Below are 17,827 nucleotides of genomic sequence, written 5' to 3' on the forward strand. Positions count from 1 at the left end.
AAGTACGAATGTCCATTCTCGACAAGGGTAGGCATTCCTATCTTTGCCGTATAATAAAATCTTGTTGATAACTCTCTTTTAATTTTAAGACTATGATACACGCGTTATTTGGTTTATGCAAGAAACGTTTCAGCCGGTTGGTAACTTGCAGCCTGGTCTTGTTGATGTTGCTGTCACTGGCAGGTTGTACCGATACGGAGGAACAGTATGAACGTCCTTCGTGGTTAGAACCACCTATTTATGATGTATTGGCCGGGAAAGGTAATTTCTCCATGTATCTCCATGCGGCGGATAAGACGTTGTATAGCTCCATTCTCAAAGGAGCGGGCAATTATACCGTATTTGCCCCGAATGATGAGGCTTTCCGCAAATTCCTCTCCGGACACAATTATACTTCCGTCGATGAAGTTCCCGTGGATGTGCTGACACAGATTGTCGCTTATTCGATGGTATTCAACCGTTTCGAGACTGCCCGCCTGGGCGATGTGCTGAACAGCAGTGTCTGGGAAACCGGTACTTCTATCAAGAAACGCTCCTCTTATTATAAGACACTTTATAAAGAGACTATCGACGGAGTGGAACAATGGGTGGTGGACAGTCCTGCCGATGTGACGGCTGTCGTTACTCCCTATAAGTTCTTACCCATCTTCACCGATTCTTATTTTAAGGGGAATCTGTTGACTGCGGCCGATTATGAGAAATTCTTTCCATATGCTGCTTACTCAGGATTGAATGCTGCTGCCGGAAGCGTATCGAATAAGGATATGTATGCCGAAAATGGAATCATCCACGAGGTAGACGCAGTCAATTTGCCGTTGGACAACCTGGATGAGATGCTGAAAAGAGACGGGCACGAATCCTTCCGCAAGATTTTAGAAACGAAAGTAGGAAGTTCCTATTTGTTTGTCTCCTACTTGTTGGGTGAAAACACAACCGAAGTATATAAGAAACTTTATCCGGAACGTAATATTTCCGCAGTTTATTGCAAGACTTATCAGAACTTGCCCTACTTATTAAATAATGAAGACTATAAAGGTACGGAAAGCGGTACGACGGAACAACACGGATATACCCTGCTTGTTCCTTCCAACGAGTCTGTGGAGCGGTTTGCGGAAATGCTGCGCGAGCGTGCCGAAGTGGGGGACTTGTCAGAACTTTCACTGACCGCACTGACCTATTTCCTGAAAGCCCACATGGTGCCGCGTATTGTATGGCCTTCGCACTTTGCCTCGGAACAGAACTCCAATGAAGAATATCTGAATGGCGAAGGGAAAGACGGACCGGATTTTGATGCTTGTGTGACAAAGAGCAGCTTTGCCAGCAACGGTGTGCTGTATGACACGAAAGAAATCGTGCAAAGCAAATACTTCACCACTGTTTATTCCGAAATCCTGCTGAATAAAGACTGCCGTAACTTGGCGAATATAGCCTATGAGAAGTTTTTTATCAATGACTGGATACCGGAGATGACCAAAAGTAAGTTGACCGGCGATAAGGAAGTGGATTATATCATGGTACTTCCCTCGGACGAATTGCTGAAAGCGGACGGATTCTCTTATGACGAAGTGAACAGTAAGTTTCTGAATGAGAACCTGGCTGCTTCTTCCGACGCGGAAGACCGCATGAAAAGACTGCTCCGTTCCTGTGTATTCAAACGCACGAAGGAGTTGACGGAACTGGATGACTTTACCGGATTCCCCCAACTGTCTTACGACGGATATGGCTATGCAGTAAATATCTATGGAGATATGATACGCTTCAAAGATAACAAGCTGCAAGGGTTGGGCAATATCCTTGACGGTACGGAAGTAGAGGTGGAAGAAGTGGATTTTGACTATATCAACGGACACGTTTTTCGTATTACGAACGGAACCATGATAGAATACAGCCCGCGCAACACCGGCGGTACGGCTGCGTTTACCGTCCCTAAACTTTACGACCGCATCACCACATATGCAGCAGAGAATAGTGACTGCCGTTTATTCAAACAATATATGGATAGAGTCTACGGCGGAACTTCTCCTTCCTTTATCCGGGAGAGCACTAATTATACAGTCCTGATTCCTACGGACGAAGCGATACAAAATGCGGTGGGCTCGGACCTTCTTCCTGCTTTGCCCGGCGGTAGCGATGCCTTTGAGCCGGAAGACAAATCAATGGTTGAGCGTTTCATACAACTTTGTTTCCTTACCGGAACAGTAGTGCCGGATGACGGGATGCCTTATATAGAACCGGGAAAGAATGAAAGCCTTGCATTGAATACGGTCTACAAGTTGACGGATAGCGAACTGGATTTATGGTCGGTCACTACTGCGGTGGTTGTCTCCAAACTGGCGGACAATCGTTTGACCTTCCGTTTCAGGGATATAACCAAAAACGACTGGCTTCAGGTGGAGGGATATGCACCGGTCAATGTCGTACGCACGTTTGGTAAGAGTAACTATGTAGGCCCCTTGTCTGTGATACATGCCGTAGATGGCATCATTGGGTTTACAACACATCCCAAAGAATAATTGAATCTAATATTTACCTAATTAAACACAATGATAATGAGAAGATATGTATATCAGTTCATCCTTCTGACAGTACTGTGTTGTATGCCTGCACTCTCATCCGCCCAACAAACGAAGGTGGTGATTCGGGGCGTAGTGACAGCAGCTATTGACAAGCTGCCTCTTCCGGGAGCGAATGTATTGCTGGTCAACAAGGATGGGCGTGTGGTAGGAAATGCAGTTGCCGATATGGACGGTAATTATAGTATGCGTGTGGAGACGCGTGCCGGAGATAATCTGGTGGCTACGTATATAGGTATGAAGAAAGCAACCATCCCCGTAAAAGGAAAAATGACGATTAACATTGTCATGCAGGATGAGACGGTGATGCTCGAAGGCGCTACTATCATTGGGAGCAAACGAGTGAACAATGGTATGATGGATATTAGCGAACGGGATTTGACAACAGCCATGAGCCGCATCTCCATGAGCGATTTGGAAGACGGAATGACTGCGCCCAGTGTGGAAGATGCCTTGCAGGGACGTATTGCCGGTATGGATATTGCGGCGAGTTCGGGCGATCCGGGAGCGGGGATGTCGATACGAATCCGTGGTACGACTTCCATGACGGGGTCTTCACAACCGCTGATTGTAGTGGACGGATTCCCCTATGATGTTTCTGTAGATGACGATTTTGATTTTGCGACGGCGGACGAGGAAGAATACTCCCAACTGTTGAATGTGGCTCCGGACGATATCAAGGAAATCACAGTGTTGAAGGATGCGGCAGCTACCGCCCTTTACGGCGCGAAAGCAGCCAACGGTGTATTGATGATTACGACCAAACGGGGAACAGTAAGCAAGCCCCGCATCTCCTATACATTCAAAGGTACGGTCATCAGCCGTCCTCATGGTATCGAGACTCTTTCGGGAGATGAATATACGACGTTGATACAGGAAGCATTGATGAATAGCGGGAAGATTTATGACCCGACAACCGACCCTGAATTTGCTTATGATGTCAATCAGCCTTATTATTTCTATAACTACGGAGCCAACACCAATTGGTATGACGAAGTAACCCGTACGGGATTCACTCAGGACCACACGGCTTCTATCAGTGGCGGTGGAGACAAGGCACAGTATCGTGCTTCCATCGGTTACTATAATTCCAACAGTATTGTGATAGGAACCGGATTAGACCGTATCAATGCCCGTCTGAACGTGGATTATAACATCTCGAAACAACTAAAGTTCTCCGCCAGCATGGCGTATACACGCACTGACGACCGGAAAAACTATATTTCTTATTTCTCTACCGGGCAGAATGCCACGAGCATGGCTTTCACGCGTATGCCGAACATGAGTGTGTACGAATATAACGAGATAGGACTATGGACCGGCAACTTCTTTACTCCCGAGGAATCCCCGCAGGGGAAATGGAACCCGGGCAGTTCTTCAGGAGGCGTTTACAATCCTGTGGCAATGGCGAAGGATGGTTATTTTCAGACGTTATCCAACAACGTGGTATCTAATCTTTCCTTGATTTGGCGACCGTTGTCATGGATGCGCTACCAGTCGGACTTCAGCCTGAACGTATCCAATAATAAAAAGAACGCTTTCCTGCCGCAAACGGCTACGGGACGTCCCTGGAATGAAGCAACGGTGAACCGTGCGGACGACCGCGACGGCGAAGCCTTCACTATCTATACGATGAACAAAGTGATATTCACACCTGACCTCGGCAAGAAACATAGTTTTCAGGGATTGCTTGCACTGACTACTTCCGACAAGCGCTCTACCAACTTCCGCCTGACGGGAGGTAACTTGGCGAGTCCCTATCTGAAAGACCCGTCTATCCCTTCACGTGTGACCGGTGCCAGTTATCTGACTTCTTCCACCACTCTTCAGCAGGAACGCTCTGTCGGAATGATGGGAAGTATTCAATATAGTCTGCTCGACCGTTATATTATCAATACGACCGCCCGTTATGACGGTAACTCCCGTTTTGGGAAAGAAAATCGTTGGGGATTGTTCCCGAGTGTTTCCCTGCGCTGGCGACTTTCCGGCGAACCGTTTATGAAGCCGTGGAAGAAATGGCTGAATGAACTGAGTCTTCGTGGCAGCTACGGTCTGAACGGCTCGTCACCGAAAACCAATAATAACTATACGCATATCAGTCTTTACGACTCTTATGAATACTCTTATTTGGGTGAAACGGGTGTTTACCCCGCCAATCTTGAATTGAGCAACCTGAAGTGGCAAACAACGACACAGATAAACCTGGGTATGAACTTTGCGGCTTTCAAGAACCGTTTGAATATCGACGTGGAAGTGTACCGGAAACGTTCGAAAGACCAATACTTCCAAAACTTGTCCTTGCCCTCTACCACCGGTTTCACCAAGGCAGATGTCAACTCCGGTTCTATGGAAAACAAGGGATTCGAGCTTTCTATCAACACGGTTCCATACCGCTCGAAAGCATGGAATATTTCTTTCAACATCAATCTCGCCCGTAACATCAACTCGATTCTGGACGTACCCGACCAGTATCCGATGCAGAAAGGTGTGTTGACAACCAACGGGCAGTATGTCCGCCGGTTTGAGTTGGGACAGCCGATAGGTGCGATTTATGGATTCCGTTATAAAGGAGTGTATCTGAATGACGATCAAACCATTGCCCGTGACGCAAGTGGCAACAAGATTTACTCGTATGACGCAAGCGGCAAACGGACTCCGGTGCAGATGCGCTTTGCTTATCCTACCATCGACTATCAGTTCAAGGCGGGAGATGCGATATACGAAGACATCAATCACGATGGTAATATCGACTATCAGGACGTTGTTTACTTAGGGAATGCCAACCCGATACTGACGGGTGGTTTTGGTCCTAATATCCGCTATAAAAGTATCAGTGTAAGTGCGTTCTTTAATTTCCGTTATGGAAACAAAGTCATCAACAAAATGGGAATGAGCCTGCAAAATATGGCATCCTACAATAATCAGAGTAAGGCGGTACTTCGTCGCTGGAGACATCCGTATGAAGATGAATCGACGGCACCGACCGATTTGCTGCCGAGAGCGGTGTACGGTTCGAAGAATGCCTACAACTATTTAGGTTCCGACCGCTTTGTGGAAGACGGTTCTTTCCTGCGCTTCAAGACGTTGACAGTGAAGTACACCTTCGATAAAAAACAGTTGAAGAGTACTTTCCTGCAAAGCTGCCAGATATGGACTACATTAAGTAATCTGTATGTATGGACGAACTATTCCGGTATGGACCCGGAAATAGCATTGACCGGAGGTGCGTTTAAAATGGGTGAGGACAACTCCCGCATCCCTCGTTCTTTTACGGCTACATTAGGTATGAGTGTTACTTTTTAAAACGGAAGATTATGAAGAAAATAACGAAATATATAATGATTGGCTTATTGGCCTTGCAAGGAATGGCAACAACTTCCTGTTCGGACTGGCTGAATCTGATGCCCAATGACGGCGTGCCATTGGATGAATTTTGGAAAACGAAAGAAGATGTCCGTTCGGTGGTGAACGGCGCGTATCTCTCCATGACGGCGAGTGCACTGGTACAGCGTCTTTTCCTTTATGGCGAATGGCGTGCGGATATGATTACTACCGGAAGAAGGACGAACTCCAGTATTGTGAGTGTCTTTAATGGTGAAATCTCCATAGATAACACCTATTTGGACTGGGCTTCCTTTTATCAGACGATTAATATCTGCAACACTATACTGAAGTTTGCTCCTACCGCCCAGGCCAATGACCCTACTTTTTCGGAAGCGCAACTCAAAGAATATGAAGGACAGGCTATTGCTATCCGCAGCCTGATATACTTTTATTTGGTAAGAGCGTTCGGGGAAGTGCCGTTTATACGCGAAGCCTATGTGAACGGTTCGCAACAGATGAGTGTAGCCAAGAGTAGTGAGAAAGAGATTTTGGCAGGTTTGGTCGCTGACCTGGAAATGGTAGAGGGCGGTAATTATTTACCGGGACAATACAGTTCTACGGACGTCGCGCAAAACAAAGGTCGCATAACGATGTGGGCTGTAAAAGCATTGTTGGCTGATATCTATCTGTGGCAAGAAGAATATGAAAAATGCAACCGTAAATGCGACGAGATTATCGGTTCGGGACAATTACTGTTGGTTCCTGTGGAAAGCCGGAAGGTAGAAGTGGAAAATACGGAAGAAGGAACAACGGATATATATTATGCTCCTGACCAGTCTTCTTATTACTCCCTGTTCCAGCAGATTTATTATGAAGGAAACTCTATGGAGAGCATCTTTGAATTGCAATTCGCTACTGACAACCTGAATCCTTTTTATAGCTTTATGAGTTCGGGAAGAGGGGTTATCGGAGTAAAAACGGAACGTGTGAATTCAGATATTTTTCCACCGTTGGGAGATGAGGCTTATAGTGGCGAATGTTTTGATATTCGCAGTGTGATTTGTCAGAGTAAGTCCTGCCTTTGGAAATATATCGGCGTGGAACCGAACGGTTCGGAACGTGCGCAGGAAGAATATACCAATAACTTTATCATCTACCGCCTTGCTGAAATTTACCTGATGAAAGCCGAAGCATTGACCCAAATGGCTATTTTGGACAGTGATAACCAGGAATTGCTGAAAGAAGCGTATGCGGCGGTGAAAGTGATAAGAGACCGTTCTACCGCAGTGGTTACTACGGACATCGGGGAAACGGAAGGTTCGTACAGCGGAAAGGCAATGGAAGAATTTGTGTTGGCGGAAAGGGCACGGGAATTGATTTTCGAAGGGAAACGTTGGTTTGACGTGCTGCGTCAGGCAAAACGCAATAATTATGAAGGCGATAATATCAATTATCTGATGACACTGGCGGAATATAGCGCTCCGGCCAGCAAGGTAAACAGCCTGAAGGCTAAGTATCGCAATTACCACAGTCATTATTTACCTATTTACAGTGAAGAAGTGGATGCCAATCCTTTGCTGCAACAAAATGAATTTTATGCTAACTAATCAATGGGAGGAATCTATATGAATATGAAAAACAAAATAGGATTGAACCTGATTGTGAGTTTGTTAATGCTCTGTTTCCTGAATGCCTGCGATGACCCCCTTGATGGAACCGTATATCAGACCACTGAACAGCAGATGCTCGACGAATATATGGCGGAACATTTAGGCGAGTTCCTTAAGATTGTCGATAAGTCCGACTATCGGGGAATGTTGCATGCCTATGGAGCTTATACTTGCCTGGTGCCGACCGATAATGCCGTACGAAAATACCTGGAAGAAAACAGGATAGATATAGAACAGCTTTCCAAAGAAGAAGCGAACGGGTGTGTAGGTTATCATATAATCAACGATACGATTACCTCATCACGCTTCCAGGACGGAAAGATGCCGACAGCTAATATACGTGACTATTATCTCACTACGCAAACTAAGAGCGATGAAAGCGGAACCGTATATGTGGAAGTAGACCGCAATGCGCGCCTACTGACGAAAGATGTTGTCTTGGGTAACGGTATCCTGCATATTGTGGATGCCGTATTGGAAAAGCCTGAATTGACATTGCGCGAGCAGGTGGCTGTCTTGCCGATGGAACGTTACTCTCTTTTTGTAGATTTGTTTGCCGAGTATGAAAGTTATCTCAATTCGGTGATGACCACCGATACTTGCTATACAGTGTATGTGCAAAGTAATGAAACATTCAATATGGAAGGAATCCATAATAAGAGCGAGCTGATAACCCGCCTGAAGCAGAATACTCCGGGTATAAATGACAGCGAGACATTGGTTCAAAACTTCCTCGCTTATCATATCGGAACCGGTCGCCAGTATGTAGTGGACTTGATGAGCAGTTCGGCTGTGATGACGAAGGTTGAAAATCAGGTGATTGCCTGTATCATGGACGGACAAAAGATTGTGTTGAACAGATTCAACAGTATAGCCGGATACGAACCGGGAATAGACCTGATACGGGATAGCGAATATGCAGACCGGACTTGTGCGGATGGCGTATTGCAGGAAGTGGATGGTATGTTGGAAATCAAAGAAAGAGCACCTTACCGGGTAAACTTCGATGTGTGTACTTTGCCGGAAGTCAAGGCGTCCGCTTCTTATCTCAAGGAGACAAAGAAATTTGAGAAAGGGCAGTTGACACAGGATATTAAGATAGAATACGGACGCGGAAGTAGTACTGCTGCCATAACCTATACGGTGGGGCAGGTACTGGATAAGAATAAGCCTGTATTGAATCAGCAAATGCAGTGTGTCAATGGTGATTACCTGACCTTCCGCATGAGAAAGAGCGATATGATTACAGCAGTTGAGTTTACGCTCCCCTTACTGATTGAAGGAACGTATAAGGTGTGGTTATGCTATCGTCATACGGATTCCGGTAAGAACGGCCCGACTCTTAAAACCACTTTCAGACAGGAAGGACAAGAAGACCAAATCCTGGATAAGATTGTAACGGTAAAACGTATTTCCGCCATTTCTTATGTGAAGGGTGCGGATGGCAAGGAAAAGACCGACGAGCGCGGAGTCAGAATGGTAGACCACGCTGCTATGGAGACTAATTACGGATGGAAACAGTACACCTATTATCCGCATGTCTATATGAACAGTAACTTATTGGGAGTTATCAAAGTATTCTCGAGCGGACGTCATGTATTGCGGTTTGATTTGGAGAAAGATGCTTCCCTCGATATCATGCTGGATATGATTCAGTTTATTCCTACAACCGAAGACCAGGTTTGGCCTATGCTCGACCTGACAGGAATGGAGATAGGTGAGTACTCTCCGGGCAAAGAGGAAGTATGGCCGTATGAATGAGAACAGGAGGACGTGGAATATAAATAATCGATAAACGAAAAGTAATGAAACGAAAATTCAATAAGATACGATGGGCATTGGCATTAGTGGCTGCGACACTGGTTGCAGCCTGCAATAACCAGTGGGACAATCATGTGGCGGTAGATATGCCTACTCTTGAAGGAAATGTGCTGGATGCTGTCAAAGCGAATGGGGAACTTTCAGGCTTTTATGCTTTGTTGCAGGAAACAGGCTATGACAAGGTATTGCAGGGAGCCTATGAATATACGATTCTTGCGCCTGCCAACGAAGCCCTTTCAGGCTATGTGGAAAGTTTGGCGGAGGGTGAATGGAATGAAGATGCGAAACTCGCGATTGTAAGAAACCATATCGCTTTCGGCACTTTCAATCTGACGACCATCTTGCAGATGGGCAATCAACTGAAGATGATTAACGGAAAGAACAGGATAACGGGCGAACTTGCCTTCGAACCGGAGCGTTCGGACATACTTTGTAACAACGGAATGCTTCATGTAGTGGACAAGGTGGTGGCTCCATTGATGAATATTGATGAGTACTTGCAGCATTTACACGCATTGTATCCCGAAGAGTATGAACAGTTGGACAGCTTGTATGCCAAGACCACCAAGATAATGGATAAGGACAGGAGTATACAAAAAGGAGTGAATGAAAAAGGGCAGCCCGTGTATGATACGGTTTGGACAACACGCAATTATTTCTTCGAGGAGATGCCGGTCAACAACGAGGATTCCACCTATACTTTTGTTTTGCTGAGGCAGGCGAATTTTCAGAGCCTGAAAGAAAAATACGCCAAATATATGAATCAGAGCAGTGAAGAACTTACGGATTCTTTGGTGACAGACGAACTAATCCGGGATTTGGTTTTCAAACCGGGAACGACAACGGCTTTAAGTGGTGTAGAAGTTGATTTTTCCAAAGCGGTATCTTTTGAATTGGGCGGAGTCAGAGAATATCAGGCTTCGAACGGAACGATACGTTTCTTGAACGGGGTGGATATCAAGATAAAAGAGAATAAGGTAAAGACGGTCATCGTGGAAGCGGAAGATTACCTGGCTACTTATGCTGCTTCCAAAACGTATACCCGTCTGCGTACATGGGCAAGCGGCGGGAAAGATGTGATGGTTTCTTCAAGAAGTTATCAGACAGACCCAGTCACCGGAGCGGAGTATTCCTTCACTTTTAATACGAGTAATATGAATACTGATGCCAACTTCTATCTTCAATATGCAGTCAACCTGAATTCAGTGATTTATGATGTATACTTGGGGTCGTATGATGATATGGCGAACCATATCAGGCAGAATGAAGAAGCGGACGTGGCCACCACGCTTGCGGTGTGTCAGAAATTACTGGCTTCCATGCCGGGTGATCCGGCGCTGCGGCGTCCGTCGGGGACTACTTCTTCGATAGATAATAATTATTGGGGAAAAGAATGTGGTTTCGCGGGATATTCGATAGCCGGTGATGAGACGTATAAAAACACTCCGGTACATCTCCGTAAATATAATCTGGGCTCTTATATGATTCCTACTACGCCGGTAGAGGAAGCGGACGCTTATGACTTTGAAGTGCCGCGGATGGGAGAGGTGCAGTTGATGGTTTGCAACACTGCCGGTTGCCATGAATATTCGAAAGCGAGCCAACGGGGTGGAATGATGTTTCTTGATTACATCAAGTTTGTTCCCCGCATAGCGGATGGAGAGTGACGAGAAGTGAAACGACTAAAGGAAAGATAATGCTATGAATAATAAAATGAAATATATATTTCTTCTGATAGCTTGTGTATTTGCTTTATCCGGGAATGCACAGAAGTTCAACAAGAAAGTGCGTACACTGAAAGTGAAGAAGCGGATAGAGTATAAGGAAAGGGCATCGGGGACGATTGTGGATGCGGCTACGGGCAGTCCGTTGAATGGTGTGCGTGTTGCGGTGCCGGGTCTTAGTACGGCTATGACGGATGAGTCAGGTAAGTTCTCAATCCGGATTCCTTCATATGAGGTGGAACTGTTGGTTTCAAGTCCCGGATACCAGCAGAAACGGATTCCGTTGCGTGGTGAGAAAGAGATAACGGTGCGTTTGTATGATGAGACGCATAAAAGTCTGTTTGAGGATGTATTGACACCGCTGGGAGATATGGCGGGCAGTCAGACGACAACGGCTCTTACCCAGTTGAACGGGGACAATTCCTTGAATCCGGGCACCAGTCCTGAAGCGCTGCTTCAGGGAACAGTACCGGGACTGAACACTTTATTCCGTTCAGGTATGGAGAATGCCGGCGCGAATATGTTTATGGGAGGATTCAACTCTATCTACACCAACAACCAGCCATTGCTGATTATCGACGGAATGGTAGTGGAAAACCTTTCGGCAGGGGTATCCCTGATAGACGGCTATTTGTCTACTCCGATGAGTACGATTGATGTGAAGGATATTGAACGGATTACTGTCCTGAAGGATGCGGCTACGCTGTATGGAGTAAAAGGAAGTAATGGCGCTATTGTCATTGAAACGAAACGTGCCAAAGATGCCGAAACACGGATAACCGCGCAGATAACGACCGGTATGAACTTGAAACCGGGCAGTATTCCGATGTTGGATGCCGTGCAGTCAAAACGTTATCTGATGGACGTATATCAGAGTCGGGGATATTCTGCCGGTGACATACAGAAACTTCCGTTTATCAACGATACGAAACCCGAACAGCATCCTTGGGGATACGAGGGAAATGCCGATTATTACCGTTACAACAAAAATACAAACTGGCAAGACCAGTTGTTTGTACAGGGATTCAAGCAGAATTACTCCATTGGCGTAATGGGTGGCGATGATGTCGCACTCTATGCCTTATCGTTGGGATATTTGCAAAACGAAGGACTGGTGGAAGGTACTGACTTCTCCCGTTTCTCGGCGCGTATCAATACGGATATAAACTTCTCACCGAAGTTTAAGGTACAGACCAATATGAACTTTGTGTATGGCAAAAAGAACCTGATGCAGGAAGGAAATGCCAGTCTGCAGAATCCGATTTATGCTTCATTGGTCAAATCTCCCTTTATGGCGGGCTTCACTTATAACGAACAAGACCAGCTATCTCCGAACTACGAGGAAGTAGACCTTTTCGGTATGTCAAATCCGACTGCCATTGTAGATAATATGATGCAGGAGAATACTAGCTACGGATTCTTTGCCAATATACATCTTAAATATAAGATTTGGAAAGAGCTGACATTGAGCACCCGTTTCGGACTTCGCCTGAATAAGGAGAAAGAGCGTGTTTTCCGTCCGGAGAAGGGAATCCCTTATGAGGACGTCGCTACATCCGAGATAACCAATCAGATGCAGTATCGTACGGAGCGCATATTCTCCTTGTTTGATGAGACTCGTGCCAATTATCTGTTTAAGTTGGGTGTAGAGCACCAGTTGGATGCTACATTGGGTATGCGTTATTTCAATAACCGGAGTGAGGACGACTGGGGTAAATCGTTCAATTCGACCAGTGACAGATTCCGCTCGTTGCAGTACGGATTGAACGACCTGCGTCAGATGGGTGGTTCCATTGGAACATGGAATTGGCTTTCGTTCTATGGCAATGTCGCCTATTCATTGAAGAACAGATATTTTGTGAATGCAACCCTTTCGGCCGACGCTTCTTCCCGCTATGGGGAAGATATAGGCCAGTTCCAGATTTTTCCGGCATTGTCGGCAGCCTGGGTGGTATCTTCGGAGAACTTTATGCGTTCACTGCCCTGGGTGGATTTACTGAAAATCCGTGCCGGATATTCTATGTCCGGTAATGATGATATTGGCAATTACGCTGCCCGCCGTTATTATTCCTCACAGAATTTACTGGGTAATTACGGACTGGTGCGGGGAAATCTGGTGAACAAGTATCTGAAACCGGAACGGATGGCTCGTCTGAATGCCGGTATGGATGTGGCTGTACTAAATGAACGCCTGTCATTGAGTGTGGACGTCTACCGTTCCACTATTAAAGATATGATTGCTTATTCACCCATAACTTCCTATTCCGGTTTCTCTACCTACATAGATAATAGCGGAGAGATGAGAAACACAGGTGTTGACGTAGCAATCAATGCCCGCGTACTCAACCTGCCTTCGTTAAAATGGGATTTGGGAGCAACCGTATCGCATTATAAAAACAAGATAACCGAACTGAAAGGAAACAGTTACCTGACGGATATTGCCGACGGAACTATTCTTACGGAAGTAGGTAGACCTATGGGAGTATTCTATGGTTATAAGACGAATGGCGTATACACCACTACGGAAGAAGCAAAAGCGGACGGACTGCAAGTACGTTCCGGTTTGGCAGACGTGCCGTTCGAAGCCGGTGATGTACGGTTTGTGAACATGAATGGCGATAAATATATCAATGAGGAAGATATGACAGTGATTGGGAATCCCAACCCGGATATTTACGGGGGATTGAATACGCGTATCCTGTGGAAGAATTTCACTTTCTCAGCCCGGTTTACTTATTCCCTGGGAAATGATGTCTATAATTATACCCGCCGCACATTGGAATCTATGTCGGGAATGGAAAATCAGACACAGGCAGTCTTGAACCGTTGGAGAGCGGAAGGACAGGTTACCAGTATGCCTAAAGTGACTTACGGCGACCCGATGGGAAATGCCCGTTTTTCCGACCGTTGGATTGAAGACGGTTCTTATCTGAAATTCAAGAATCTGACGGTGGCGTATGATGTGCCTATAAAAAAGGGTATCATTACAGCTATACAGGTCTATGCCGTAGCGGAAAATCTTTGCACCTGGACGAAGTATAAAGGGTACGACCCCGAATTCAGCGCCAGTACCAACCCGTTGGGTTATGGCATTGATGCTTTTATGACGCCGCAGGCGCGCACATTTTATGTGGGATTAAAACTAGGATTATAAAAAGGAGTACAGGACTATGAAATCAATCAGAAATATAATCATGCTTTGTGGAGTGCTGATAAGTACGTTCACTGCTTGTGTGGATACGGAACTTGAATCTGTCGTTGAATATAAGAACCACTATAATACAATCCCTGATGCGGATAATGCCATTCTGGGACTGTATGGATTGTTTATGAACCTGGCGGAACAGACCGTTGTGCTGGGAGAATTGCGTGCCGACCTGATGGATGTCACGAATAACGCGTCCATTGAATTGCAGGAAATCAGTGCCAATACTCCTTCCGCCAACAACAAATATGCCGACCTGACGAATTACTATGCTGTCATTCAGAACTGTAATGATATGCTTGCCGGATTCGACGAGATGCTGGCCAACCACCGGATGACGAAGGATGAATATGCGGAACGTTATTCGGATGTTGCCGCTATCCGTTGCTGGACGTATCTGCAAGTGGGTATGTATTTCGGTAAACTCGTGTATGTGACTACTCCTACCGTATCGGTAGAGGATGCGCAGAAACTCGAACATCAGGCTAAAATAGGACTGGATGAACTGTTACCGCTGTTGATAGAATGTATGGAGAATCTTCCTACATTGGATGATTACAAGAACAGTGCGCTGGTACAATATAAGCTTGACACGTATGAATTGAAGCGTTTCTTCATTAATAAGCGCATCCTGTTGGGAGATTTATATCTGTGGAACAATAATTATAGGGAAGCGGCTGTGCAGTATCGTAAATTCCTGGCAACCGATGAAGATAAATCGGCAACGTCCAATAGCGTGAGATATCGTTGCGGAACTTACTCCACCGGAGGAGATACCTATTATCAGGTCTTTTACGAACGTTATATGGAAGGAGATATAAACAGCTATAAGAATACATGGTTGAATATGTTTTCCTTTCAGGCAGACAAATCCGCCTTATGGAGTGAATTGATTTGGACGGTCAGCTATGATGAAAAGTTCGAGCCTTACTATCCGATGATTGAATTGTTTGCCAATCAGGGAAAAGGAAAATACCAATTGAAGCCCTCGGATTATGCAGTTGAAAGCCTGTGGGCTTCACAGACACAAACCAATGGAGCACCGTTTGACGGGCGCGGGGACGATTCTTCCTTCAAATGGGTGGATGGTCAGTGCGTAGTACAGAAATATCTGTATGACTATGACCCGGCAAAACCTTATATGAAGCGCGGACGTTGGTTCTTGAACCGTGCCGCATTGGTTCTGTTGCGTTACGCCGAAGCAGCCAATCGTTGTGGATATACGGATTTGGCCTATTCCATCCTGAATGAGGGTTTCAAGAATACATATACCTGGGGAGACGAGTATGGCGACCAGAACAGGCAGACAGGCTACGGCCCCGGTGAACCTTATCCCGCACCCTTCTATTTCGATGCGCGCTCGATGGATGCACCCTATCATCGTGCTCCCTGGCGTGAATTTAACGGAATACGGGGACGTGTATCATTGAAAGCGAAACCGATAGAACCGCAACAAGACGAGACGAAGGTACAATGTATGGAAAAGATGCTGATTGAAGAAGCTGCGTTGGAATGTGCGTTTGAAGGTCATCGCTGGGGAGACCTTGTCCGTGTGGCAAGACGCATGAATAAAGAAAAGGCGGGTTCCGGTAGTGAATATCTGAAAAAGGTAATCGGCAAGAAATACGAACGTTCGGGATTGGCAATGCCGGATTTCTCGTCGGAAGATAAATGGTATCTGAATGTATCCAAGTAAAAAAGGGAAGAATGATGAGAACTGTTTTAAAGGACTTGTATGTGTGTAAAGTGGCGAGGCGTTGCCTTTGCCTGTTGGTACTGGGCTTTTTGTGTGCGGTGGCAGGTGCGCAGGAACCGGCTCATGTCATTATTGTAGCCGGACAGTCGAACACCGACGGACGAGTGCCTGTTGCAGACTTGCCGGAATATATCAAGAGTATGGGGACAGACAGCACAGGCTTCGCCAAAGGAGCTTATAAATATTGCAAAATATCACAGAATCGTGTGGATGGAAAGTTTATTCCCTTTTGGCCCCGTCGCAATCGTTGGGGGTATGATGCCGTCACTTATTATCTGTTGGAACAGTTCTATCAAAAAGACTTTTATGTAATAAAATGGGCGGTAGGCGGCACATCAATAACACCGGAGAATACGGACTCCCGTGGCGGACACTGGTCTGCTGACCTGGAATGGTTGGCACAAAATACTCCTACAGCGAAAAAGGGAAAATCGTTACTTCTCTCATTCGCTCAACAAATAAGTAATAGCATCACAAAAACGCTGTCACATTTGCCGGAAGGCTATCATATTGACGCTTTTCTTTGGCATCAAGGCGAGAGCGATTCGGCATATGGCCCGGATTATTATGAAAATCTGAAAAATGTAGTAGGCTATGTACGTAATCACCTCACCCGTAAAACTGGAGAGGATTATTCGGAACTGCCTTTCATCTTCGGTTCTGTAGCCAAATCGAACAAGCGTTATAATGCAGAAGTGGAGACGGCAATGAAGAGGCTGGCTTCAGAAGATAAGAACGCTTATCTGATAGATATGTCGAAAGCTGCTTTGCTGAAAGACCGCCTTCATTTTGATAAGACATCTGCCGAATATTTGGGTAAACAGATGTATGAGACAATGATACAGGCCTCTTCCATGAACAAAACCTCTGCACAGCCACCGTTTGATGTTGATTTGTGGGAAAAGGGGTTGCCTAATTCGAATGGGATGGAAGCGGAAGGATACGATGATAAGAAGCATAATTATAAACCGTCTCTTAGGGTATTTCTTCCTGCTTCAGAGAAGCCGGTTAAAGCTATCCTGATTTGTCCCGGAGGCGGATATGACCATTTGGCTATGAAAGATGAAGGATATGACTGGGCTTTATATTTCAATAAACGGAATATAGCGGCAGTGGTACTGAAATACCGGATGCCGAATGGTAATCCCGAAGTTCCCGTTTCGGATGCTTATGAGGCAATGCGCTGCATAAGAGAACATGCGAAGGAGTGGAATATTCTTCCGGACAGTATCGGAATAATGGGGTCATCGGCTGGCGGTCATTTGGCTTCTACCGTTGCTACTCATGCCCCCGCTAAATTACGTCCGGCCTTTCAGATTCTTTTTTATCCAGTGATTACAATGGATGGGCAGTATGCTCATCAAGGTTCAAGAAAGCATCTGTTGGGAGAGAATCCTGATGCAAAGCTAGTGAAGAAATATAGCAATGAATGGCAGGTAAATAAAAAAACGCCCCGTGCTTTTCTTGCGCTGTCCGGTGATGACCAAAGTGTGAAGCCTGTTCATTCAGAGAGTTATCACAAGGCACTGAAAGCACAGAAAATTCCTTCGGAAATACATATCTATGCCAATGGAAAGCATGGGTGGGGATATAATAAAAGACCATTTGCGCAACGTGCTGAAATGATGAAAGATTTGGAAAGTTGGTTGAGAACCTTATAAAGGAATTGTAAAGAATATGCCCGACTTGAACATGCCGGTATGGCTTGAATATGCCGGAATAGGTAAATATAGAGGTTTTTAGGTTGTTTGATA

Annotated in this window: 8 protein-coding genes; all 8 read left to right on the forward strand. The window is 45.7% G+C overall.

Features of this window, described 5'->3' with window-relative positions; all coding sequences use genetic code 11:
• Positions 1–92: 92 nt before the first annotated feature.
• The 8 genes from HC965_RS10540 to HC965_RS26660 are packed head-to-tail and all read left to right on the forward strand — an operon-like array spanning position 93 to position 17,734.
• Positions 93–2,513, forward strand: coding sequence for a fasciclin domain-containing protein (locus tag HC965_RS10540; protein WP_191031464.1), 2,421 nt, complete (start codon positions 93–95; stop codon positions 2,511–2,513).
• 36 nt (positions 2,514–2,549) lie between these two features.
• Entirely contained in the window at positions 2,550–5,876 is a 3,327-nt protein-coding gene (locus HC965_RS10545) for a TonB-dependent receptor (RefSeq protein WP_191031465.1), read from the forward strand.
• 11 nt (positions 5,877–5,887) lie between these two features.
• Positions 5,888–7,504, forward strand: coding sequence for a RagB/SusD family nutrient uptake outer membrane protein (locus HC965_RS10550; RefSeq protein WP_191031466.1), 1,617 nt, complete (start codon positions 5,888–5,890; stop codon positions 7,502–7,504).
• Positions 7,505–7,528: 24 nt separating this feature from the next.
• Positions 7,529–9,328, forward strand: coding sequence for a fasciclin domain-containing protein (locus HC965_RS10555; protein ID WP_191031467.1), 1,800 nt, complete (start codon positions 7,529–7,531; stop codon positions 9,326–9,328).
• A gap of 44 nt (positions 9,329–9,372) precedes the next feature.
• A complete protein-coding gene (locus tag HC965_RS10560; RefSeq protein WP_191031468.1) occupies positions 9,373–11,055 on the forward strand; it encodes a fasciclin domain-containing protein in 1,683 nt (560 codons plus the stop codon).
• Between the two features lie 46 nt (positions 11,056–11,101).
• Positions 11,102–14,266, forward strand: coding sequence for a SusC/RagA family TonB-linked outer membrane protein (locus HC965_RS10565; protein WP_191031469.1), 3,165 nt, complete (start codon positions 11,102–11,104; stop codon positions 14,264–14,266).
• Positions 14,267–14,282: 16 nt separating this feature from the next.
• Entirely contained in the window at positions 14,283–16,013 is a 1,731-nt protein-coding gene (locus HC965_RS10570) for a RagB/SusD family nutrient uptake outer membrane protein (protein WP_191031470.1), read from the forward strand.
• Positions 16,014–16,024: 11 nt separating this feature from the next.
• On the forward strand, positions 16,025–17,734 hold the full coding sequence (locus tag HC965_RS26660) for a sialate O-acetylesterase (RefSeq protein ID WP_223854818.1): 1,710 nt from the start codon (positions 16,025–16,027) through the stop codon (positions 17,732–17,734).
• Positions 17,735–17,827: the final 93 nt, after the last annotated feature.

Source organism: Bacteroides sp. GM023, from assembly GCF_014750685.1.
In the GTDB taxonomy this organism is placed as follows: domain Bacteria; phylum Bacteroidota; class Bacteroidia; order Bacteroidales; family Bacteroidaceae; genus Bacteroides.